The organism is Nocardiopsis tropica (genome assembly GCF_042660575.1).
Classification (GTDB): Bacteria; Actinomycetota; Actinomycetes; order Streptosporangiales; family Streptosporangiaceae; genus Nocardiopsis; species Nocardiopsis tropica.
Genome location: NZ_JBHSUF010000003.1, coordinates 202943 through 224079, shown reverse-complemented (window position 1 = coordinate 224079; position 21137 = coordinate 202943). Strand labels below are relative to the sequence as shown.

Annotated in this window: 22 protein-coding genes; 13 read left to right on the top strand and 9 right to left on the bottom strand. The window is 72.3% G+C overall.

The window, feature by feature from the left end:
• Nucleotides 1-24 precede the first annotated feature (24 nt).
• Nucleotides 25-999, top strand: a complete 975-nt coding sequence (locus ACFQBR_RS06635) for a methyltransferase (protein ID WP_344178672.1) — start codon at nt 25-27, stop codon at nt 997-999.
• Between the two features lie 34 nt (nt 1000-1033).
• Here the strand turns inward: ACFQBR_RS06635 and ACFQBR_RS06630 are convergent, their stop codons facing one another.
• Nucleotides 1034-1801, bottom strand: a complete 768-nt coding sequence (locus ACFQBR_RS06630; RefSeq protein WP_267949466.1) for a DUF1266 domain-containing protein — start codon at nt 1799-1801, stop codon at nt 1034-1036.
• 11 nt (nt 1802-1812) lie between these two features.
• A complete protein-coding gene (locus ACFQBR_RS06625; RefSeq protein ID WP_344178646.1) occupies nt 1813-1986 on the bottom strand; it encodes a hypothetical protein in 174 nt (57 codons plus the stop codon).
• 217 nt (nt 1987-2203) lie between these two features.
• Between ACFQBR_RS06625 and ACFQBR_RS06620 the strand changes: the two genes are divergently transcribed.
• Nucleotides 2204-3607: a GH1 family beta-glucosidase gene (locus ACFQBR_RS06620; RefSeq protein ID WP_344178644.1), complete on the top strand. Its 1404-nt coding sequence runs from the start codon at nt 2204-2206 to the stop codon at nt 3605-3607.
• A gap of 46 nt (nt 3608-3653) precedes the next feature.
• On the opposite strand, the gene ACFQBR_RS06615 is transcribed toward ACFQBR_RS06620, so the two are convergent.
• Both ACFQBR_RS06615 and ACFQBR_RS06610 read right to left on the bottom strand, forming a co-directional pair.
• A complete protein-coding gene (locus tag ACFQBR_RS06615; protein ID WP_267949469.1) occupies nt 3654-3827 on the bottom strand; it encodes a hypothetical protein in 174 nt (57 codons plus the stop codon).
• Nucleotides 3828-4443: 616 nt separating this feature from the next.
• Nucleotides 4444-5052: a TetR/AcrR family transcriptional regulator gene (locus ACFQBR_RS06610; protein ID WP_344178642.1), complete on the bottom strand. Its 609-nt coding sequence runs from the start codon at nt 5050-5052 to the stop codon at nt 4444-4446.
• A 113-nt stretch (nt 5053-5165) separates the two neighbouring features.
• On the opposite strand from ACFQBR_RS06610, the gene ACFQBR_RS06605 reads away from it, so the two are divergent.
• Nucleotides 5166-5987: an SDR family NAD(P)-dependent oxidoreductase gene (locus ACFQBR_RS06605; RefSeq protein ID WP_344178639.1), complete on the top strand. Its 822-nt coding sequence runs from the start codon at nt 5166-5168 to the stop codon at nt 5985-5987.
• 153 nt (nt 5988-6140) lie between these two features.
• Here ACFQBR_RS06605 and ACFQBR_RS06600 read toward each other — a convergent pair whose 3' ends face one another.
• On the bottom strand, nt 6141-7049 hold the full coding sequence (locus ACFQBR_RS06600; protein ID WP_344178636.1) for a LysR family transcriptional regulator: 909 nt from the start codon (nt 7047-7049) through the stop codon (nt 6141-6143).
• Nucleotides 7050-7332: 283 nt separating this feature from the next.
• Between ACFQBR_RS06600 and ACFQBR_RS06595 the strand changes: the two genes are divergently transcribed.
• The 6 genes from ACFQBR_RS06595 to ACFQBR_RS06570 all read left to right on the top strand — a co-directional run bounded on the left by ACFQBR_RS06595 (nt 7333) and on the right by ACFQBR_RS06570 (nt 13868).
• Nucleotides 7333-8649, top strand: coding sequence for an MFS transporter (locus tag ACFQBR_RS06595; protein WP_267949473.1), 1317 nt, complete (start codon nt 7333-7335; stop codon nt 8647-8649).
• A 230-nt stretch (nt 8650-8879) separates the two neighbouring features.
• Nucleotides 8880-10169: a flavin-containing monooxygenase gene (locus ACFQBR_RS06590; protein WP_344178634.1), complete on the top strand. Its 1290-nt coding sequence runs from the start codon at nt 8880-8882 to the stop codon at nt 10167-10169.
• A 7-nt stretch (nt 10170-10176) separates the two neighbouring features.
• Nucleotides 10177-10599 carry a RidA family protein gene (locus ACFQBR_RS06585; protein WP_267949475.1) on the top strand — a complete coding sequence of 141 codons (423 nt, stop codon included), beginning with the start codon at nt 10177-10179 and terminating at the stop codon, nt 10597-10599.
• Nucleotides 10596-11264 carry a DUF1028 domain-containing protein gene (locus ACFQBR_RS06580; protein WP_344178632.1) on the top strand — a complete coding sequence of 223 codons (669 nt, stop codon included), beginning with the start codon at nt 10596-10598 and terminating at the stop codon, nt 11262-11264. Before ACFQBR_RS06585 ends, ACFQBR_RS06580 begins: the two co-directional genes overlap by 4 nt.
• Nucleotides 11254-12453, top strand: coding sequence for a M20 family metallopeptidase (locus ACFQBR_RS06575; RefSeq protein WP_344178630.1), 1200 nt, complete (start codon nt 11254-11256; stop codon nt 12451-12453). Before ACFQBR_RS06580 ends, ACFQBR_RS06575 begins: the two co-directional genes overlap by 11 nt.
• The gene (locus tag ACFQBR_RS06570) at nt 12450-13868 is read left to right on the top strand and encodes an aspartate ammonia-lyase (RefSeq protein WP_344178628.1); all 1419 of its coding nucleotides are present in this window, start codon (nt 12450-12452) and stop codon (nt 13866-13868) included. Before ACFQBR_RS06575 ends, ACFQBR_RS06570 begins: the two co-directional genes overlap by 4 nt.
• Before the next feature lie 229 nt (nt 13869-14097).
• Here ACFQBR_RS06570 and ACFQBR_RS06565 read toward each other — a convergent pair whose 3' ends face one another.
• Nucleotides 14098-15459 (bottom strand): MFS transporter, encoded by a 1362-nt coding sequence (locus tag ACFQBR_RS06565; RefSeq protein ID WP_344178626.1) that lies wholly within the window; start codon nt 15457-15459, stop codon nt 14098-14100.
• A gap of 40 nt (nt 15460-15499) precedes the next feature.
• The gene (locus tag ACFQBR_RS06560; RefSeq protein WP_344178624.1) at nt 15500-16444 is read right to left on the bottom strand and encodes an SDR family oxidoreductase; all 945 of its coding nucleotides are present in this window, start codon (nt 16442-16444) and stop codon (nt 15500-15502) included.
• 323 nt (nt 16445-16767) lie between these two features.
• On the opposite strand from ACFQBR_RS06560, the gene ACFQBR_RS06555 reads away from it, so the two are divergent.
• The 4 genes from ACFQBR_RS06555 to ACFQBR_RS06540 all read left to right on the top strand — a co-directional run bounded on the left by ACFQBR_RS06555 (nt 16768) and on the right by ACFQBR_RS06540 (nt 19205).
• Nucleotides 16768-17607, top strand: coding sequence for a helix-turn-helix transcriptional regulator (locus tag ACFQBR_RS06555; protein ID WP_344178622.1), 840 nt, complete (start codon nt 16768-16770; stop codon nt 17605-17607).
• 71 nt (nt 17608-17678) lie between these two features.
• Nucleotides 17679-18191: a type II toxin-antitoxin system Phd/YefM family antitoxin gene (locus ACFQBR_RS06550; protein ID WP_344178619.1), complete on the top strand. Its 513-nt coding sequence runs from the start codon at nt 17679-17681 to the stop codon at nt 18189-18191.
• Nucleotides 18188-18460 carry a type II toxin-antitoxin system RelE family toxin gene (locus tag ACFQBR_RS06545; protein WP_344178617.1) on the top strand — a complete coding sequence of 91 codons (273 nt, stop codon included), beginning with the start codon at nt 18188-18190 and terminating at the stop codon, nt 18458-18460. Before ACFQBR_RS06550 ends, ACFQBR_RS06545 begins: the two co-directional genes overlap by 4 nt.
• A gap of 433 nt (nt 18461-18893) precedes the next feature.
• Nucleotides 18894-19205 carry a hypothetical protein gene (locus ACFQBR_RS06540; RefSeq protein WP_344178615.1) on the top strand — a complete coding sequence of 104 codons (312 nt, stop codon included), beginning with the start codon at nt 18894-18896 and terminating at the stop codon, nt 19203-19205.
• On the opposite strand, the gene folE is transcribed toward ACFQBR_RS06540, so the two are convergent.
• Complete coding sequence (gene folE / locus ACFQBR_RS06535) at nt 19180-19758, bottom strand: GTP cyclohydrolase I (protein ID WP_344178613.1); 579 nt, start codon at nt 19756-19758, stop codon at nt 19180-19182. The genes ACFQBR_RS06540 and folE overlap by 26 nt on opposite strands.
• Nucleotides 19755-20360 carry a 7-carboxy-7-deazaguanine synthase QueE gene (locus ACFQBR_RS06530; RefSeq protein WP_344178670.1) on the bottom strand — a complete coding sequence of 202 codons (606 nt, stop codon included), beginning with the start codon at nt 20358-20360 and terminating at the stop codon, nt 19755-19757. Before ACFQBR_RS06530 ends, folE begins: the two co-directional genes overlap by 4 nt.
• Nucleotides 20361-21137 lie beyond the last annotated feature (777 nt).

Here is a 21137-nt window from a genome sequence, read left to right as displayed (position 1 = left end):
GCCGAACGCGAGGTGATCCGGCTGATGACGGGGGCGTGGGTGTCCAGGGCGGTCGCCACCGCCGTCGAGCTGGGGGTCCTGGACCGCCTCGGCGAGGGCCCCGCCGACACCGGCTCCCTGGCCGAGGGGCTCGGCCTGCACCCGGACCGGCTGGACCGCCTGCTGCGGCTGCTGGCGGCCGTGGGCGTGGTCCGCGAGCGAGACGGCCGCCACGAGCCCACCCGGGTCGGCTCCCACCTGCGCCGGGGCCACCCCTCCGGGATGGCCGAACTCGCCCTGCTCTACGACAGCGACATGTTCGGCGACTCGTGGGAGCACCTGGCCGACGCCGTCCGCACGGGGCGGACCGCCTTCGGAGAGGCCCACGGCACCGACGTCTTCTCGTACCTGGAACGGCACCCCCGGGACGCGGAGCTCTACACCGCGGGCATGGCCGCGGGCGGCCGGTTCTCCACGCGGATCCCCGACGTGTACGACTTCGGCGGGGTGCGCACGGTCGTCGACCTCGGGGGAGGGGACGGCGAGCTCCTCGCCGCGGTCCTGGCCGCCGCCCCCGGCGCGCACGGCGTCCTGGTGGAGCGCCCGGCCGCGCTCGCCGCGGCCCGCGAGCGCCTCGGGGCGTTCGCGGACGCCGGACGGTGCGACCTGGTCGAGGCCGACTTCCGGCAAGGGGTCCCCGAGGGCGCCGACGTCTACCTGCTCAGCCGGGTGCTGCACAACTGGTCCGACGAGGACGCGCGCGGTCTGCTCCGCCACTGCCGCCGGTCCATGGCCCCCGGCGGCAGGGTGCTCGTCGCCGAACGCATCCTGCCCGACGAGGGCCGTCCCTGGCTGTCGCTGGTCCTGGACGTGCACATGATGGTGATGACCCCGGGGGCCGAGCGGACCGAGCGCGGCTACGAGGAACTGCTGCGCTCCGCCGGGCTCACCACGCGCGAGATCCTCGACCTGCCGCTGGAGATGCGGCTCCTCGTCGCCGGCCCCGTCCCGCAGCCATGACCATGGGGCGGGCCCTCCGCCCTCGCCCGTCCCGTCACATCCGCCAGGGGAGGTTGAGCCACGGGCTCGCCGGATCACCGGCCAGGACCTTGTGCGCCGCCACCGAGTCCGTGTAGTAGGGGCCGAACGAGCCCTCGTCGAAGGCCATCGCCCGCCCCAGCACGAAGCCCGCCGACATCTCCTGCCACGAGCCGTGGTGGCGCATCGACTGCGCACCCGCCCGCAGGATGTGCCCGTGCGCGGCCCGCTCGTCGGCGTACCCGGCGTTGACGCCCCACCGGGCGAGGTTGACCGCCCGGCCGAAGTCGTAGGCGCGCACGGTCCGCACCGGCACGCCCCGGGGGAGGACCCCGTCCTCGACCATGCGCTCCTCGTACTCCCAGATCCGGGCGGCCTCCAGGACCATCTCCTCGTAGACCCGGTGGGCGGCGCCGCGGGCCCGGCACCAGTGGGCGATCAGGTCCGGCCACACGCCCGCGTCGAAGGGGTGCCCGGGCGCGCGGGCCATCGCCCGGTTGCGCAGGTCCAGCAGAACCGTCACGTCCGAGGCGGGGCGGTGGTCGTCGGTCAGGCGGCGCAGCGCGCCGTCCCACCCGGCGGTGTCGGTGATGCCCCAGGAGTCCCGGAGCTTGGCCCGCTCGTCCTCGGCGTCGCAGCAGGAGCACGACGAGTGGACGGCGTTCCACACCCCGCCCCCCGCCGTCGGCATGTGCGCCCCGGAGGCGAAGGCGTGCGCCAGCGGCCCCTGGAAGAACCCCGCGGGGTCGCTCCGGAGCCTGGCCCGCTTGGAGAACAGTCCCATGGCGCCCCTCCTCAGGGGTTCGGGAGGCGGCGGATCCCCTCCGCCTCGCGTCGGGCCCCGGCGGTGCTCCGCTCCGGGGCGGCGGAGCACCGGGGGGCCGCCGTCCGGGAGCGGGCGGAGTCCGGTGTCTCCTCCGGCTCCCGGGTCCTGCGGTCGTGCGCGTGGTCGGTCCAGCTGCTGCCCATGTCCCGGTTCCTTCCGTCGCGCGCCCGGAGACGGTGGGGCGCGCCGCGAGGTGTGACGCCTCCGTCGGGCCGCGGGTTCCGGATTTCTCCGATCGAGAGGAAGAGGAGTGGAAGGAGTGGTTTCTGTGCACTCCCGGTGTTCGCGGTGTGACGGAGAAGGTCTTGGTGTCAGGGGTCACATCACCTACGATGGGAGCGCTCCCAGAAAGGACTCCCCATGGATGCCCCGACACTGCCCGCACACCTTCAGTTCGGTACCGCCACCGCCGCCTACCAGGTCGAGGGGGGAGTCCACGAGGGCGGGCGCGGACCGTCCATCTGGGACACCTACTGCCGGACCCCCGGACGCGTCGCGCGCGGCGAGACGGGCGACGTCGCCTGCGACCACTACCACCGCTACGGCGAGGACGTCGCCCTGCTGGCCGACCTCGGAGTGGACCTCTACCGCTTCTCCGTCGCCTGGCCGCGCGTCCAGCCCACGGGCAGGGGCCGCCCCAACCCCGAGGGCCTCGCCTTCTACGACCGGCTCGTCGACACCGTCCTCGGCGCCGGGATCGAACCCGTCCTCACCCTCTACCACTGGGACCTGCCCCAGGCCCTGGAGGACGAGGGCGGCTGGCGGGTGCGCGACACCGCCCACCGCTTCGCCGAGTACTCCCGCATCGTCGCCGACCGCCTCGGCGACCGCGTCAACCGCTGGATCACCCTCAACGAGCCGTTCTGCTCGGCCTTCGTCGGCCACGCAATCGGCCGGCACGCCCCCGGCACCCGCGAGGGGACCCCCGCGCTCGCCGCGGCCCACCACCTCCTCCTCGCCCACGGCATGGCCGCCGGAGAACTGCGCGCCGCCGCGGCGGGCGAGGTCGGCATCACCCTCAACCCCGACCACCTGCTGCCCGCGTCGGACTCCGACGCCGACCGCGCCGCCGTGGAACGCGCACGCACGCTCCACAACCGCGTGTGGTTCGACCCCGTCTTCAAGGGCGCCTACCCCGACAACGAGGACGAGGTCTGGGGAGACATGGCCGACGGCTCGTACCGCGCCGACGGGGACCTGGAGATCATCGCCCAGCCCCTGGACTTCCTCGGCGTGAACTACTACCGGCCGATCATGCTCCGCGACGCCCCGCACGCCGAGGCCGACATCTCCGCCCGCACGGCCGTGGACATCCGGACCGAGCAGGTGGACTTCGAGGGGGTACGGCACACCACCATGGGCTGGCCGGTGCTCCCCGACACCTTCGCCGACCTGCTCATCGACCTCGACCGCCGCTACCCGAACCTGCCGCCCATCCTCATCACCGAGAACGGCTCGGCCGAGGACGACCGGCCCGACGAGACCGGGCGCGTCCGCGACACCGGTCGCGTCGACTACCTGCGGGACCACCTGGCGGCCCTGGCGCGGGCCATCGAGGCCGGGGTCGACGTGCGCGGCTACTTCGTGTGGTCGCTGCTGGACAACTTCGAGTGGGCCTACGGCTACGACCGGCGCTTCGGCCTGGTCCGGGTCGACTACGAACGCCTGGAGCGCCACCCCAAGGACAGCTACCACTGGTACCGCGACTTCCTGACCTCCCACCGGGCCCGCAGGGCCGGCGAGGCCGTCCGACAGGGCTCGTAAGGGGCGGCTTCCGCCGCGCCCCGCGGACGGCGGGGCGCGGCGGTGCTCAGGCGTGCTGGCGCGCGACGCCGCCGAACGCCCCCACGACGGCGCCCAGGGCGAACATCGACGCCTCGTCCTCGTCCATGTGGACGATGCCGGCCGGAACGCGCACCCGGTAGGGCTTGGGCTCGGCGGGCAGGATCTCCAACCCGTCGATGATCCCCTGTCCCTCCAACATCAACAGGGCCTCTTCGACCCTTCCTGTACGGTCACCGCGGGACCATATGGACATGCGTCAACCCTCACTACGGCCGGGGCCGGGTACAACCGAGCGGGAACGGCGCCACTGGGGCAGGGCGGTCCACTGTTTCCCGGGCCGGGTACCCAGCCCTGTCACGCTCCGGGGTCCGTTCCGGTGTGCGCGGGGAGCAATCCCAGTGATATCACCGGCGCGGCGGGGTGGGGGCGGCATCGGAGGCACGGTGCACTGGCCGGAACCGGCCATGCCCCGGGGGTGTGGCCGGATCCCTGCTCCGGCGTGCGGCGGCACCGGTCGGTGGGGGCGGTCGTCCCGTCCCCCCGCGCGTACTGGCGGGCCGCCGCCCGGACGGGGCGGGGAAGGAGGCCGGGACCGGGTCGCCGCACGGGCTCGGGGGAGGCGGCGCGCCGCCGGGGTGGGCATCATGGCTCCTCGGGGTCGTTCCGGGCGAGCCTAGGGACGCTTCCGCCGACCCGCCCGGCGAACGCCGAAACCGGTCACCAATGCCCGGAAAGTCCTGCGCCACAGGCGTTCCGGACCCGGCGTCACCGCCTGTGGCTCCGCGCCGGAACGCTCGACGGCGGACGCCCGGGGGTCAGGGGCGGGCCGGGCCGAAAGCCCTGAGGGTCGCGTCGACGAGTGCGTCGGCGTACGCGGGGGTCAGTGGGCCGCCGCGGTGCAGCCACCGCTGGAAGAGGGGGGCGTAGAGCACCTCCAGGACCAGGTCGAGGTCGGCGTCGGGATCGAGCTGGCCGGCCTCCTGGGCGCTGCGCAGACGCGCCTTCTTCGCCTCGTCCAGCGGGCGGGCCAGTTTCTCGCGGTACTCGGCCGCCAGCGCGGCGTCGTTGGCGATCTCGGTGTTGAGGGCGCGGAGCAGCCTGTCGAAGGACGGGTCGGCGAACTCCTCCGCCGTGGCACGCATGACCAGCTTGAGGTCGGACTCCAGGTCGCCCGTGTCCGGCAGTGCGACGGACTGTCCGTCCGCGCCCTCGCTCAGGGCCAGGACGGCGGCGAAGACGACCGCGCTCCTGGACGGCCACCGCCGGTAGATCGTCTGCTTCCCGACGCCGGCGCGGGCGGCGATGGCCTCGACCGTGACCTTGTCGTAGGCCTGCTCCGCCACCAGGGAGCGGGCGGCCGAGAGGATGACCTGCCGGGACCGTTCCTTGCGCCGGGAGTGGTCCGGCCCCTTCGCGTTGGACATGCGTCCAGCCTATCCGTAAAAGAAACGAGACGGGCCGTATTGCGAGGTCGGGTGGAGTGTCCTACACTCACAGGAAACGAGACGGACCGTTTCCTTTGTGAGAAAGAGGTGTCATGGCGGACGCACGAGTCTGGCTCATCACCGGGGCATCCCGCGGCCTGGGAAGAGCCTTCGCGGAGGCTGCCCTGGCAGGCGGCGACCGGGTGGTGGCCGCCGCCCGCGACGTCGGGCCCCTGGAGGAGCTGGCCGGGAAGTACCCCGAGCGCCTGGTCCCGCTCGCGTTGGACGTCGCCGACCGCCGAGGCGTGTTCGAGGGGGTGGAGCGGGCGGCAGCCGCGTTCGGCGGGCTGGACGTGGTCGTCAACAACGCCGGCGCCATGCTCTACGGCATGGTGGAGGAGGCCACGGAGGAGCAGATCCGGGCGCACATGGACGTGAACTTCTTCGGCGCCGTGTGGGTGGCCCAGGCGGTCCTGCCGCACCTGCGTGCCCGGGGCGGGGGACGGCTCCTGCAGGTCACCTCGATGGGCAGCGGCGGCGGCATGGCCACCGTCGGCCTCTACGGCGCGGGCAAGGCCGCCCTGGACTCGGTCAGCGAGGCGCTGGCGATGGAGGTCGAGGGGTTCGGCGTCAAGGTCACCGTCGTGCAGATGGGCGGCTACGAGACCGGCCTGTTCACCGCCGGCACCACGGCCACGGAACCCTTGGCGCGGTACCAGCCCCTGCGCACCGAGATGGAGGCGATGTGGGGCGACGCCGTCGCTCCGGGACCGGACACCGCCGCTCCGACCGTCATGGAGCTGGTCGCACTGCCGGACCCGCCCCGGAGGCTCATCGTCGGCAGCCGGTCCTTCGACCACGTCCTTCAGATGGACCGGGAGCGAACGGAACTGTACCGGTCCTGGGAGAACCTCAGCCGGACGGCCCCGGGCTGACCGCGTCCCGCCTCGCCTCCGGGGGCGCATCACACGGCGGTCGGGCGGTCGGGGCCGTCCCCGCGTGCGCGGGGGGGGCAGACCGGTGTCCCGCCTGGTTCTTCGGAGCCCCGGCACGTATCGGCTGCGGCGGAGCCGGTTCCGCGCCGGGGGTCAGACGATGATCTCCCGGCAGACGTCGACGAAGGCCTGCACCCGCCGCACCGGTCTGCGGTCGGTCGGCTCGATGACCTCGATCCCGAGCCCCCCGGACTCGAGGTCGAGCTCCCTGGTCACATAGGGCAGGTCCTCGTAACTGCGTTCGAGCGCGGTGCGCTGGGTGAGCAGCGCGCAGCCCAGCCCGCGGGCCACCAGGGCGCGGACCATCTCGAAGCTCGCGGTACGGAAGCGCACGTTCGGGACCAGGCCGGCTTTGGCGAACAGGCCGAGGAAGTAGTCGCCGGCGGGCGGCAGGTCGAACAGGATCAGCGGTTCCGAGGCCAGGGCGGCAAGGCTCAGCGGGCCCTCCGTGTCCCATGCCCTGTCCGCGGGGACGAGCGCGTAGGGCGGGTCCGACCGGAGCGTCTGCGCTGTCACCCCGCTCATGGCGCGTACGGAGTCGAGCTCGTAGTGGTAGGTGATCGCGAGGTCGATCCGGGTGTTGAGCAGGTCGTCCAACAGCGTCCCGTGTGCCGCCTCGACGAAGGAGAGCCGCACCTGCGGGTGCCGCCGCGAGAACTCGGCGATCACCTTCGGCAGGAGGATCGGCGCGATCGTCGCGTAGCAGCCGACGGTGAGGTCCCCCTCGACCTCCTCCCGCTCCCGGCTGGCCGTCTCCCGGAGCTGTTCGAGGTTGGCCCGCACGTTGTCGGCCACGGCCAGGGCGCGCTGCCCCGACGCCGTGAGGAGCATCCCCTTCGGAGAACGGACGAAGAGGGTGACCCCCAGCGCCGACTCCAGGTCGGTCAACGCCGTCGACACCGTCGACTGCGACACGAACAGTTCCCGCGCCGCCGCCGTCACCGAGCCGAGCCTGGCGATGGCCCTCAGGTACTCCAGCTGCCGCAGGCTCACGTCACCCACCGGTTCGACCCTCCTGCCGGAGCCATCGGTTTTTCCGAAGGCGTTCTTTGGATCTATGTGTTTTACAGATCCTATCTTCCGCCTGGATAGTGGTGACCCATGACACAGGCAGGTCGGATGCCGACAACACCGGGGGCTCTACCGCGCCCCCGCAAGGCGCTCGACTCCACACTCCCGCGAACGAGCGACCTCCTGATCATTCACCAGAGCGTTCCGGCGCGCTGGGGGCCACCGGCGCCTCCGGGGCCTCGGCGCGTGCGAGGACACGATCCCAGGAGGAGAAATGACGAGTGAGATCTCGGAGCAGGTAGACAAGAAGGACCTGCGGCGGAGTGTGTTCGCCGGAGCGGTGGGCGTCTTCGTCCACTGGTTCGACTGGGCCGTCTACGCGTACCTGGCCACCACCATGGCGCAGGTGTTCTTCCCCGAACAGGACGGCACCGCCGGCCTGCTCTCGGTCTTCGCGGTCTTCGCCGTCGCGTTCTTCGTGCGTCCGCTCGGCTCGGTGCTCTTCGGCCACCTCGGTGACCGGTTCGGCCGCAAGACCACACTGTCGATCGTCATCATCTCCATGGCGGCGGGCACGCTCATGCTCGGGCTGCTGCCCAGCTACGAGTCCGTCGGCATCCTCGCGCCGATCCTGCTCGTGGTCGCCCGCATCATCCAGGGGCTCGCCGCGGGCGGGGAGTTCGGCTCCGCCGCGGCCTTCCTCGCCGAGTTCTCGCCGCCCAAGCGCCGTGGATTCGGGTGCTCGTGGATCGAGTTCGGCTCGGTCGGCGGGTTCCTGTGCGCGTCGATCGCCGTCTGGGCCCTGCACGCGGCCTTCCCGGCGGAGGTCGTCCTCGACTGGGCCTGGCGGATCCCCTTCCTGCTGACGGTGCCCATGGCCGCGGTCGGCCTCTACATCCGCCTGCGTATCGAGGACACGCCCGAGTACCGCGCCCTCGAGGACATGAACAACGTCCCCAGCCAGCCGGTCGTCGAGGTGTTCCGCTCCAACGGCAGGCAGTTCCTCCAGACGGTCGGCATCGAGACCTTCATGAACTCGACCTTCTACATCGTCCTCGTGTACCTGATCACCTACCAGGAGGAGATCGTCGGGGTGCCCGCCGACCGGGCGGCCCTGCTCTCCGCGGCGGCCTCGGTCGTCGCCATGGGGATCATCCCGCTGTCGGGCAGGATGTCCGACCGCGTGGGCCGCAAGCCGGTGCTCTACACCGCCGCCGCACTGCTGATCGTCGCCGCCGTGCCGTTGTTCCTGCTGATGCAGGTGAACACGTCCTGGGCGGCGTTCGCCGCGACCTTCGGCCTGGCCGCGATCCTGGCGATCATCCTGGGCACACACGCGTCCACGGTGGCGGAGCTCTTCCCGACACGGACCCGGCAGAGCGGCCTGTCGATGGCCTACAGCGTCGCGGGGGCCTTCTTCGCCGGAACCCTGCCGTACCTGATGACCTGGCTGATCTCGCTCACCGGAAGCACCATGGTCCCGGCGTTCACCATGATCGTGATCGGCGTCATCGGCGCGGTCACACTGCGCACCATGCCCGAGACCAGCGGTTCCGACCTGCTGCACGAGAGCGACCGGGCCCCGCGCTGAGCAGTACGCGGGCCGGGGGCCGTCCGTGTGCGCTCCGCGCCCGGCCGGCGTCCCGGTCCGCCCGCCCGAGAACAGATCCATCCGCCCGGCGGACGGGCCCGTGGAGCGGCCCGGCCCGGCGGACTCCGCGGACACCGCCCCGGTGCGCCGGCCGGGTCCACGGAGAAAGCACGCAGAGCGCGTCCGCCGCCGCGGAACCACACGCGTTGACCGAACCCTGGAGGTTTCGCATGTCAGTCCAAGAGATCGAGGTCGTCGTCGTCGGAGGGGGGCAGGCCGGGATCGCGGTGAGTGAGCACCTCAACGAACGCAGGGTGCCGCACGTCGTCCTGGAGAGGAACCGCGTCGCCGAGCGCTGGCGCTCGGAGCGGTGGGACTCACTGGTCACCAACGGGCCCGTCTGGCACGACCGCTTCCCCGGACTGGAGTTCACCGGCCTCGGCCCGGAGGACTTCGCCTCCAAGGAGCAGGTGGCCGACTACCTGGCCGCCTACGCGGAGAAGATCGGTGCGCCGATCCGCTGCGGTGTCGAGGTGACGTCCGTGCGCAGGCACACCGGCCGCAGGGGATTCCGGGTCCGGACCTCGGACGGGGACTTCGACGCCCGCTACGTGGTGGCCGCCACCGGCCCCTTCCAGCGCCCGGCCGTCCCGCCGATCATCCCCGAGGAGGCGGGCCTGGTCCAGATCCACTCCAGCGCCTACCGCAACCCCGCCCAACTGCCCGAGGGCGCCGTGCTCGTGGTCGGATCGGGCTCCTCGGGGGTCCAGATCGCCGACGAGCTCCGTGCCGCCGGCCGACGGGTCCACCTCTCCGTCGGACCGCACGACCGCCCCCCGCGCAGGTACCGCGGACACGACTTCGTCTGGTGGCTGGGCGTGCTCGGCAAGTGGGAGGCGTCCTCCCCTCCGCAGGGCGCCGAACACGTCACGATCGCGGTCAGCGGCGCACACGGCGGCCGCACCGTGGACTTCCGGACGCTGGCCGACCGCGGCATCACCCTGGTCGGCCGGACCGAGTCCTTCGACGCCGGGACCCTCCGCTTCGCGCCCGACCTGCGGGACAACATCGCGCGGGGCGACGCCAACTACCTGTCCCTGCTGGACGAGGCCGACGCCTACGTCGAGCGCAACGGCCTCGACCTCCCCGAGGAGCCGGAGGCCAGGATCCTGGGCGATGACCCGGAGTCGGTGACCGATCCCGTCCTCGAACTCGACCTCGCCGCCGCCGGGATCACGTCCGTCCTGTGGGCCACCGGCTTCACCGCCGACTACGGCTGGCTGCAGGTGGACGCCTTCGACGCGGACGGCAGACCCAGGCACCAGCGCGGGGTCTCCTCCGAGCCCGGCGTGTACTTCATGGGGCTTCCGTGGCAGTCCCGCCGCGGCTCCAGCTTCCTCTGGGGGGCCTGGCACGACGCGAAGTACGTCGCCGACCAGATCTCGATCCAGCGCGGCTACATGGAACACAACGACTCGAACCCGCGCCCGTCCCACACCCGAGCCCGCATCCAGGAGTGACCACACCATGACCACGCACAAGCGCATCCGCCCGTTCAACACCAAGGACACCTACCCCGAGCAGAACCTCGACAACGACCTGTGCCAGGCGGTGGTGGCCGGCGGCGTCGTCTACCTGCGCGGCCAGATCGGCCAGGACCTGGACACCCGGGAATCCGTGGGCATCGGCGACGTCCGCGCGCAGACCGAGAAGGCCATGGCCAACATCGACCTGCTCCTCAAGGAGGCCGGGAGCGACCTCCGGGACATCGTCAAGGTGACGATCTACCTCGTCGACCCGCGCTACCGCGAGGAGGTCTACCGCGAGATCGGGCGCTGGCTCAAGGGCGTCCACCCGGTCTCCACCGGCATCGTCGTCCAGGCCCTGGCCCGTCCGGAGTGGCTCGTGGAGATCGACGCGACGGCCGTGATCTCGGGAGGCGGGGAATGACCTTCTCCATCGCCGCCCACCAGGACGGCCGGTTCGGCATCGCCGCCGCCTCGTCCTCTCCCGCGGTCGCGGCACGGGTCGTGCACCTGCGCGACTCCGTCGGCGCTGTCGCCTCGCAGAACATCACCGACCCGAGGCTGGGAACGGCGCTGCTGGACGGGCTCGCCGCGGGCGCGGGCCCCCGGGAAGCGCTCGACTCCGTCGTCGACGGCGAGCCGGACATCGACTACCGGCAGCTCACCGTGGTGGACGCCTCCGGGGCGGCGGCGACCTACAGCGGCGCGCTCACCCTCGGCGTCCACGGGGAGGCCACCGGACCGCACTGCGCGGCCGCGGGGAACATGCTCTCCCGCCCCGGTGTCCCCGAGGCCATGTGCGAGGCCTTCGGCTCCGCCGGGGGAGAGCTGGAGGAGCGTCTCCTCGCCGCGCTCGCGGCCGGGCTGGCCGCCGGCGGCGAGGCGGGACCGGTGTACTCCGCGGGTCTGTCCACCGTGTCCGCGAACGGTTGGCGCGACACGGACCTGCGCGTCGACTGGCAGGAGGACCCGATCGAGGCGCTGCGGGGGCTGCTCGGGGTCTGGCTCCCGCAGCGCGACGACTACGTCCGGCGCGGCCTGGAACCGGCGGCCTCGCCCGGATACGGGGTGCCCGGCGATGACCGTTGAACCCGGCGGGCAGCCCGGTGCCACGGAGCACCTGGAACGCCTGATCACCTACTCCGAGACCCTGCACGCCCACCCGGAGACCGCCTGGGAGGAGCACCGCGCGGCACGGTGGACGGCGGAGCTGCTCGAGGAGTTCGGTTTCGACGTCGAGACCGCCTACCTCGGCTTCCCCACCGCGGTGCACGCCACCTACGGGTCCGGTCGGCGCCGGGTCGGCTTCGTCGTCGAGTACGACGCGCTGCCGGGCCTGGGCCACGCCTGCGGGCACAACCTCATCGCCGCGATGTCGGCGGGCGCCGCGATCGCGCTCCGGGCGTGGGCGGACCCGCTCGACCTGCGCATCGACGTGATCGCCGCCCCGGCCGAGGAGGGCGGCGGGGGCAAGATCGAACTGCTCGACGCCGGAGCCTTCCGGGATCTGGACCTGGCGCTGATGGCCCACCCGGGCCCGGTCGACGCCCCGCGGGCCGAGCCCTACGCCGTCGCCCACGACCACGTCCGCTTCACCGGCCGGTCCGCCCACGCGGCCGCCTACCCGCACGAGGGCCGCAACGCCAACGACGCCTTCGTGATCGCCCAGGTGGCCCTCGGCCTGCTGCGCCAGCAGCTCCCGCAGGGCACCCGCGTCCACGGGATCCAGACGGTGGGCGGCCAGGCGCCCAACGCCATCCCCGGGACCACCGAGGGCCGCTGGTACACCAGGGCCGAGAGCCTGGCCCAGCTGGAGCCGCTGCGCCGCCGGGTGGAGCAGTGCTTCGAGGCGGGAGCGCTGGCCACGGACACCGCGGTGGAGTTCACACCGGAGTCCCGGCCCTACTCCGAGTTCCGCACGGACGAGCGCGCCCTGGAGATCTACACGCGTCACGCCCTCGCGATCGGGCGCAGGCTCGACGCGCCCGTGGAACACCGGACGATGAACCGCGCCTCGACCGACATGGGCAACGTCTCCCAGCACGTGCCCGCCATCCACCCCTACATCGGACTGGACTGCTTCCCGGTGAGCAACCACCAGCCGGAGTTCGCCGCCGTCTGCGTGGGGGAGGCGGCCAACCGGGTCATCGGGGACGGCGCCACGCTGCTCGCGCGTACGGCGCACGAGTACTTCGCGCGGGAACCCGGCCCCGCCGACGCCGACCCGGCGGGGAGCACGTCCGTCGCCCGGCGACGGTCGGGAGGAGGGCCGGCATGAGCGCGGACGTCCCCGTGGAGAGGACGGAGGCCGACTCGCTCGGCGAGGTGTCGGTCCCGGCGGACGCGCTCTGGGGGATCAACACCGCACGCGCCAGGGCGAACTTCCCCGTCACCGGCCGCCCCTGGGGCGAACTGCGCGACCTCGTCTGGGCTTACGGGGCGGTCAAGCTCGCCGCCTGCCGCGCCAATGCCCGCCAGGGGCTGCTGGACCCCGCCCAGGAGCGGGCGATCGCCGCGGCCTGCCACGAGCTCATGCGGGGCGGCCTCGACGGGGAGCTCCTCGTCGACCGGGTCCAGGGCGGGGCGGGGACCAGCACCAACATGAACGTGAACGAGGTGGTGGCCAACCGGGCACTGCAGATCCTCGGCCTCGTGCCGGGGACCCGCGCGGTGATCGACCCGCTCGATCACGTCAACCGCAGCCAGAGCACCAACGACACCTATCCCACCGCGGTCAGGATCGCGGTCCACCGCGCCATCGAGCGGCTCGTGCCCGCGCTCCTCCGGCTCGCCGCCGAGTTCGAGGCACGTTCGGCGGACTTCCGCGGCATCGTCAAGATCGGTCGCACACAGCTGCAGGACGCCGTGCCGATGACCCTGGGGCAGGAGTTCGCCGCCTTCGCGGAGACGATCCGGGAGGACGCAGCCCGACTGGAGGAGTTCCTGCCCCACCTGCGTGAGGTCAACCTCGGCGCCACGGCGATCGGGACCGGCATCACCGCCCCCGTCGGATACCGGCGGAGCGTGGTGGCCGAGCTCAGCGAGATCACGGGGTATCCGCTGGCCTCGGCGAACAACCTGATCGAGGCGACCTCCGACACCGGTGTGTTCGTCTCGGCCTCCGGGCTCCTGAAGCGCTGCGCGCTGAAGCTGTCGAAGATCTGCAACGATCTCAGGCTCCTCGCCTCCGGTCCGCAGGCAGGGCTGCGGGAGATCGTGCTCCCGGCCGTGCAGGCGGGATCGTCGATCATGCCGGGAAAGGTCAACCCGGTCATCCCGGAGACCGTGAACCAGGTGGCGTTCCTCGTCGTGGGGGCGGACACGACCGTGACCATGGCGGCCGAGGCCGGGCAGCTGCAGCTCAACGCCTTCGGGCCGGTCATCGCCTCCTCCCTCCTGGACTCGGCGGCTCTCCTGACGAACGCCGCCGACCTGTTGACCGGGCGCTGCGTGAGCGGTATCCGCGCCGACGGCGAGGCCGTCACCGCGCTGACCAGGGGAAGCCTCGCCGTCGCGACCGGACTGGTGCCGCTCCTCGGGTACGCGCCCACGGCGGCTCTCGTGAAGGAGGCGCTGAACGGGCCCCGCGCACTGGCCGAGCTGGTCCTGGAACGGGGCCTGCTCGATAAGGAGCAGCTCGATGCCGTGCTCGCGCCGGAGAGGCTGACCGGTGAGGGCACCGTCGTCCTCTAGCCACCCGCACGGCCGTGCCCGCGGTCACGCCTCAGGGGCGGCTCCGACGGTTCCGGCGTCGAGGCCGCCCCGTTCCACGGTCCGGGGCCGCGGTCGCGGCAGGGTCCTGCCCGGCCGGGGCCTCCATGGAAGGCTATTGCGGTCCGTCCGCCCGGGGTGGGGGGAGACCCCTGCCCCGGGCGGACGGAGCGGGCCCGTGGCGGCCCTGCGGCGTGCCGGCCCGGGACGGTCAGCCGTGGGCCCCGGCCTTCGGCCTGTCGGGGGAACCGGGGGCGTCGCCGCCCTCGGCGATGCCGCTCAGCACCTCGGAGGCGGCGAGCTCGTCGCGCGCGGCCAGCCGGTCGAAGCCGGTGACCGGGGGGTAGACGTAGCGGCCCAGGGTCGCGATGAGGATCGCACCGAGGACGAGGATGCCCATCAGGACGGGGATGACGGGGTCGTAGGAGCCCAGCAGGTCGTAGCCCAGCCCGAGGAGCAGCGGCCCGAAGGCGGTGCCCAGGAGGAACGCGGCCTGGACCACGCCCAGGATCCGGCCGAAGTAGCGCGTGCCCAGGTAGCGGCTGATGAGCAGGGCGAGCAGATCGCCCTCGATGCCGAAGGCGACGCCGATGAAGGCGACCGCGACGGCGGCGCTGCCGAACGGCGGGTACAGGAAGAACATGCCCGCGATGGGGGCGATCATCACGATCGGGCCGATGATCGTTCCGGGCACGCGGTCGACGATGAAGCCGCCGGCCACGCGTCCCACCAGCGAGGCGAGGCCGAAGACGACCAGCAGGGTGGCCGCCTGCTCGGCGCTCAGCCCGCGGTCGGTCATCATCGGCACGAGGTGGACCTGGAGGCCGTAGACGACGACCCCGACCAGGCCCAACCCGACCGCGATGCCCCAGAACTGCCGGGTGCGGAACGCCTCGCGGACCGTCAGGCCGGGGAGCTGGAGGCTGACGTCGCGGCCCTGCACCTGCGTCTCCTGGACGAGCCGTCCGCGGACGTGCCGTTCCGCGCGGGCCCGCACGAACAGGGTGACCATCGTGACCGACACCAGGACCGAGATCAGCGCCATGACGCCGTACGTCATCCGCCATCCGACGTTCTCGATGAGCGTTCCGGCCAGCAGCGGGGCCAGGGCCGAGCCCAGCCCGATGATGCCCGTCACCACGCCGACGGCGAGGGCGCGGTTGTTGTCGAACCAGCTCACCACCGCCCTGGTGGCGGGCACCGCCGTTCCGGCCCCGAAGAACCCCACGAAGAAGCACGGGACGAAGTAGACCCACTCGACCGGCGGCACCAGCCCGACCAGCGCCATCGAGGCCGCGAACAGCACGAACCCCGGCACGAGGATGTAGCGCGCGGCGAAGCGGTCCACGAGCTGCGCGACGATGATCAGGCCGATCGCCATGCCGACCGCCGCGACCGAGAACGCCCCGGTCACGGTCGTGCGGCTGAAGCCGGTCTCCTCGACGATCGGCAGCACGAACAGGCCGATGGTGGCCAGGTACATCTGGGGGCCGACGGCGTTGGAGGTGCCACCGCCGATCACCACCCACCAGGGGCTTCTCGGTCTCGTTGCGCGGGGGGTGACAGTGCTCATGCGGACTCCGTAGGTAGTGGGGCGGTCGTGCGAACGGCGGTCAGGCGGCGAGGAAGGAGACCTCGGCCAGTTCCTCGGAGACCTGCCAGACGCGCGCCGCCTCCTCCGCGCTGCGCAGCGTCGGGTACAGTCGCTGCTCGGAGGGCGGGCCGCCCAGCCTTCCGAAGCCGCTGGGGCTGTAGAGCGCACCCGGCTTGGAACCGGGGTCGGTCGCGGCCATCAGCGCGGGCAGCTTCGCCGACTCGAGGGTGCCCAGCAGGATCCCGCGGGCCGACAGGGCCCGGATCCGGCGGATGTGCGGGGTGTCCTCGTTGCGGCCGAGCTCGGGGCGGGCGGCCAGGAGGCTCGTGGGGGCCACCCCGGGGTGGGAGAGGTTGCTGGTGATGCCCCACCCGTGAGCCTTGCTGCGGCGGTCCAGTTCGAGGCCGAACAGCCCGAACGCGATCTTGGACTGGCTGTACGCGCGCATCCCGTCGTAGGAGCGGTCCCAGTTGATGTCCTCCCAGTTGATGGAGCCGCGGCGCGCGGCGACACTGATCTGCGAGGTCACCCGTGCCCGGCCGGCGCGCAGCAGCGGCAGGAGCCGGCAGACCAGGGCGAAGTGGCCGAGGTAGTTGGTGCCGAACTGCAGCTCGAACCCGTCGACCGTGGTCTGGTGGTTCGGGGGCCGCATCACGCCGGCGTTGTTGATGAGGATGTGGATCGGGCGGCCCTCCTCGCGGAGCGTGTCGCCCAGGGCGGCGACCGAGGCCAGTGAGGAGAGGTCGAGGCTGCGGGTCGACACCCGCGCGCCCGGGTGGTTGCGGCGGATCTTCTCGACCGCCTTCTTCCCCTTGGCGGGGTTGCGGACGGGCAGGAGGACCTCCGCGCCGGCCGCGGCCAGCCACTCGGCCATTCCCAGGCCCATGCCGTCGCTCGCGCCGGTCACGACCACCAGCTTCCCGGTCAGGTCGGGCGCGGTGATGTCGATGGTTCGACGTGGCATTGCTCTGCTCCTTGGGTAGTCGATCCCTCACGCCGGGGGCGTGGGAGGGGTCCGGGTGTTCCCCTCCGCCGGGGGCAGGGGCGGATAGGGGTCACCGGACCGCGCAGGCCGGGAACGGGAGGGGCCGGTCACCGACCCGCCCCGCTTCCGTTCCCGGTGCGCAAGAGCGATCCTCGGTCCTCGGCGGGGGAGTAACCACGGCCTCCCGATCCCAGGCTCGCGGGTCCACCCCTCGGGCCGGCGGCCGGAAGGGGGGATCGGCGGTCCGTGGCTACACTCGCGCGCGGACGGTAGACACAGAGCATGACCTTGGAAGGAATGCTGTGATCGATCGCACCGGGCTGGCGGAGTTCCTCCGCAACCGCAGGGGGGCGCTGCAACCCGAGGACGTCGGGCTCCCGCGCGGGCAGCGCCGCAGGACCATGGGCCTGCGACGCGAGGAGGTCGCGTCGCTGTGCCACATGTCGACCGACTACTACTCCCGGCTGGAACGGGAGCGCGGGCCGCAGCCCTCGCTCCAGATGCTCGCCTCGATCGCCCAGGGGCTGCACCTGTCGCTGGAGGAGCGGGACCACCTGTTCCGCCTCGCCGGACACAACCCGCCCGCACGCGGCGGGGTCGGAGACCACGTCGGCCCCGGCCTGCTGCGGATCCTCGACCGCCTGGACGACACCCCCGCGGAGATCGTCACCGAACTCGGCGAGACCCTCAGGCAGACCCCGATGGGCGTCGCCCTCACCGGCGACACGACCGGGTACACCGGGCCCGCGCGCAGCGCCGGGTACCGGTGGTTCACCGACCCCTCCGTGCGGGACTTCTACGCCCCCGAGGAGCATGCGTTCCTCACCCGCATGTACGCCTCGGGCCTGCGCCAGATCCTCACCCTGCGGGGACCCGACTCACGGGCCGCACACCTGGCCGAGCTGCTCCTCGACCGGAGCGAGGAGTTCCGGCGGGTGTGGGGCGACCACGAGATCGGTGTGCGCCCCCACGACGTCAAGCACTTCGTCCACCCCGAGGTGGGCCCCCTGACGCTGAACTGCCAGAGACTGCTCGACCCGGGCCAGGCCCACTCGCTGCTCGTCTACACCGCCGACCCCGGGAGCGAGAGCCACGAGAAGCTGCGCCTGCTCTCCGTCATCGGGGCCCAGTCGCTCCACTGAGGCCCCGGCGGGCTCCGTCTCCGGCCGCTGCCGGGCGGCGGGCACCCGGCCCGGGAGGCCTCCGGTCACCGGTGGACGCCCACCCCGTCGGCGCGGTCGGGATCGTGCTCGCGGCGCACTCCCACGACCGGTCCGCCCAGGGGCTGAGCCTCGAAGGCGTGCTCACACGCGCCCCCGTCGTGGTGGTGGCGCTGGGATCAAGGTGTTCGCCGCCGAAGGTAAATAAACACGCCAACAACGCCAGTTTGGCGCTCATATGGGGGATGATCGTGGACATGAGAACCGACACCGAACAGGTGGAGCTGTCCGTCACCGAGGCCCGCGACCACTTCTCCGAACGCGTGAACCGGGCCGTCTACGGCGGGGAGGTCACCTTCGTCACCCGCGGACGCAACCACCACAGGGCTGCCGCGATCGTCCCGGCCGACCTGGTCGACCACTACGAGGAGCTCTTGGACGAGCGGGACGCCCGGATCGCCGCCGAGCGCCTGGCCGACATCGAGGCAGGGCGCTCCAAGGTGGTACCGCTCGATGAGGCGATGAGCCGACTCGGACTGACCGAGGAAGACCTGGACGGCCCGTGAACCACCATTCCTACGAAGTGGCCTTCGAGGACCAGGCGCTCAAGCAGCTCGCCAAGCTCGACAAGCCGGTCCGGATGCGGATATTCCGCACGGTGCGGGAGCTGGCGGTGGACCCGCGCCCGGCGGGGAGCATCCCGCTGAAGGGGGACACCGATGCCTGGCGGGTCCGGGTGGGTGACTACCGGGTGGTGTACACGGTCCACGACGGTCGGCTCCTGGTTCTCGTGCTGAGCGTGGCGCTCCGCCGCGAGGTCTACCGGGACCTGTGACCCCGCATTCAGTAGCTCCGTGATGCCGCACCGGAGAGGGCTGGTGCGGAGCTTCGGCGTGTCCGGGGTGGCCGAATTGAAGCGTCGCCCCGTCGGCAGGTGGTCCAGCAGTACTTCGTCAACTCGTGTCGGGCGGGTGCTGCTGAGCGAGGCGACGCCTACAGGTGGAACACACGCCTGTCCAGCACAGCAGCACCTCTTGCAGCGCGTCCGGACCTGGTACAGACGTCAGACCAACGTCGACCTTCTCGGGTCCCACCTCCGAGAGGTGGGAAACGCCTGCCCCGCGCTGACCAGCGTGACTTCTTCTGGCGGTCTTGGCCCGGGTCGGACTCTTCGCCCTGGCCGCCGGCGAACCCGTCCGGGCTCGCCCCCGGACGCTCGGGGGGCCGGGGACCGAACCCTGGCGATCGACACCTCCGAAGCGGTGGTGGTGCGTCGGCACGCTGACCACGACCCCGCCCACATCCTGCGCGCCGACGCCGCCGGGGACGTCGTCCGGAGCACGCGGATCGAGCGGGACCCGGACCTGTGGTGGGACATGGTGGGGGAGCCCGTCCTGCCGGAGGCGCTGATCGTGGGCCACACCGCCTACGACGCCGCCGACCGCCGGATGCGTTCGCTGACGGTTCGGGGCTGTCCGGCGCCGGGGCCCGGAACGGCCGGGCCCCGACGGTGCGGTCTGTCCTCCCGGTACCGGGAGGATCGGGCGGGGGCGGTCAGTTCCCGGGGAAGGCGATCTTGATCAACTCCTCCCGGGGCGGTCCGTACTCGCGGAAGACCCCCTCGAACACCGAGCAGGTCATGAGCGCGGGGGTGCGGATGCCCCGCATGGTCATGCACAGGTGCTCGCCGCGGCCGATGACGGCGACGTCGTCCGTCTCCGTCACCTTGGTGATGTCCTCGGCGATGTCGCGTACCAGGCGTTCCTGGACCTGGAGGCGGTGCGCGTGGCGGTGGGCGATCCGGGCGAACTTGGACAGCCCGAGCACGTGGTCCGCGGGCTTGTACGCGATGGTCAGGACGCACGAGAACGGCAGGAGGTGGTGTTCGCACAGCGACCACACGGTGATGTCCGAGATCATGACGATCTGCCCGTCGGTGCGCAGCGGGAAGTGCGTCTCGACCCGGCCGGCCTGGTAGTTGCTGAACTCCCGCCACCACCGGGCGAACCGCCGCGGGGTGTCCTCCAGTCCGCTCCGGTCGGGGTCCTCGCCGATCTCGACGAGGAGTTGCCGTGCCACGCTCTCCAGCGGATCGCGCACGGTGGACTCCTGAGGAAGGTCTGCCAGCGTCATACGCCTCTCCGATCGCCCCACAACGTGATGTGCAGTCTGGTGGTCAGGTTCCAACCGCGTGCCAGGACGGGGTCCCGGATCTGGGCGAGGGACCGGTCCAGGGCGTCCTGGGTCCGTCCCTCGGGCATCACCCAGACCGAGCCGATGCCGTACCGCTCGACGACCGCCCCGACCTCGGCGAGGTCGGCCTCGGTGCGGCACACGAACTTGAACGCGGTCCCCGGTACCGCGGCCAGGGCCTCCAGGGCCCGTCCGACGATGCGCTTGCGCAGCGGGTCCCCCGAGTGGGCCAGCTTCGGCGATACGTTGAACCGCGCCAGCTCCGCGAGCCGGGCGTCCGGGGCGATCGTCCCGTTGGTCTCGATCTCGACGTCGTGCCCCGAGTCGCGCAGGTCCCGCACCAGCGGGTAGAGCCTGGTCTGCTGGTTCAGCGGTTCGCCGCCGGAGACGACGATCAGCGGAACCCCGTAGGCGACCAGGCGGTCGCGGACCTGCGTGTAGGGGATCTTCTGCAGTTCCTTCTTGGGGTCGTAGGCGATTCCCGTATCGCCCTTCCCGGTCCAGTCCCAGGTGTAGGGAGTGTCGCACCAGCTGCAGGACAGGTTGCACCCGCCCAGCCTGACGAAGGCGCAACGACGTCCCAGTGAAGGCCCTTCCCCCTGGAGGGTCTAGTGGGGCCGAAGATCTCGTTCACCACGAGATTCGGCGTGTCCATGGCCTCACCCCCTTCCGTGTTCGAGCGAGAAGCCGTGCTCATGGCCTGTACACCGCCCATGTCCTGACCGTCCCCGGGGCGCGTGCCGCGCCCGGTTCCGGATAGCGGGACGCCCACCGTCCGGACACCCGGCGGCGCGGGTCCCGCGCCGTGGGGCCGGGGGTGACGGCGTCGTTCGGATACCGGTGGTCCAGTTCCTGGCCCGCCCGGTGGGAGGACTCCAGGAGGCCGCCGCGGTCCCGTGCGGCCTCCGCGCCCGGTGCTTCCGCGCCGGCCGGGAGGGCCGGTCCCACGGCGTGGTCACGGCCGCGGGGGCGGGCGCGCGTGTGGTCCGGTCCCGGACCGCCGGGTCGGCGGCCCGCCGGGAACGCGCGCCGTGTCGAGAAACCGAAGGGCATGGATGAACCTCCCTGACTCCGAGGATGGGCGCGACGCTCCCCAAGCGCATCACGGTCACCACCGAGAGATCTGCGGAGCGCCGACGAAGGATGGTCCGCGGCCGGCTCCGGCGTCCCCATGGGCCGGTCCGCCCCGGGACCCGGGCGGGAACCCCCGGGCCCGCGCCCCTCCGCCTCCGGGCCGCGGGCCCGGGGGCGCCCCCGCGCACACGCGTCGGGGCCGTGGCACGGCGTGCCACGGCCCCGGACGCGCGGTCTCGCGCGGA

Bases quoted from the DNA above. Each gene is read 5' to 3' on its own strand.
- ACFQBR_RS06635 (WP_344178672.1), top strand. From the start codon at position 25: ATGACGGGGGCGTGGGTGTCCAGGGCGGTCGCCACCGCCGTCGAGCTG.
- ACFQBR_RS06630 (WP_267949466.1), bottom strand. From the start codon at position 1,801: ATGGGACTGTTCTCCAAGCGGGCCAGGCTCCGGAGCGACCCCGCGGGG.
- ACFQBR_RS06625 (WP_344178646.1), bottom strand. From the start codon at position 1,986: ATGGGCAGCAGCTGGACCGACCACGCGCACGACCGCAGGACCCGGGAG.
- ACFQBR_RS06620 (WP_344178644.1), top strand. From the start codon at position 2,204: ATGGATGCCCCGACACTGCCCGCACACCTTCAGTTCGGTACCGCCACC.
- ACFQBR_RS06615 (WP_267949469.1), bottom strand. From the start codon at position 3,827: ATGTTGGAGGGACAGGGGATCATCGACGGGTTGGAGATCCTGCCCGCC.
- ACFQBR_RS06610 (WP_344178642.1), bottom strand. From the start codon at position 5,052: ATGTCCAACGCGAAGGGGCCGGACCACTCCCGGCGCAAGGAACGGTCC.
- ACFQBR_RS06605 (WP_344178639.1), top strand. From the start codon at position 5,166: ATGGCGGACGCACGAGTCTGGCTCATCACCGGGGCATCCCGCGGCCTG.
- ACFQBR_RS06595 (WP_267949473.1), top strand. From the start codon at position 7,333: ATGACGAGTGAGATCTCGGAGCAGGTAGACAAGAAGGACCTGCGGCGG.
- ACFQBR_RS06590 (WP_344178634.1), top strand. From the start codon at position 8,880: ATGTCAGTCCAAGAGATCGAGGTCGTCGTCGTCGGAGGGGGGCAGGCC.
- ACFQBR_RS06585 (WP_267949475.1), top strand. From the start codon at position 10,177: ATGACCACGCACAAGCGCATCCGCCCGTTCAACACCAAGGACACCTAC.
- ACFQBR_RS06580 (WP_344178632.1), top strand. From the start codon at position 10,596: ATGACCTTCTCCATCGCCGCCCACCAGGACGGCCGGTTCGGCATCGCC.
- ACFQBR_RS06575 (WP_344178630.1), top strand. From the start codon at position 11,254: ATGACCGTTGAACCCGGCGGGCAGCCCGGTGCCACGGAGCACCTGGAA.
- ACFQBR_RS06570 (WP_344178628.1), top strand. From the start codon at position 12,450: ATGAGCGCGGACGTCCCCGTGGAGAGGACGGAGGCCGACTCGCTCGGC.
- ACFQBR_RS06565 (WP_344178626.1), bottom strand. From the start codon at position 15,459: ATGAGCACTGTCACCCCCCGCGCAACGAGACCGAGAAGCCCCTGGTGG.
- ACFQBR_RS06560 (WP_344178624.1), bottom strand. From the start codon at position 16,444: ATGCCACGTCGAACCATCGACATCACCGCGCCCGACCTGACCGGGAAG.
- folE (WP_344178613.1), bottom strand. From the start codon at position 19,758: ATGACGCTGGCAGACCTTCCTCAGGAGTCCACCGTGCGCGATCCGCTG.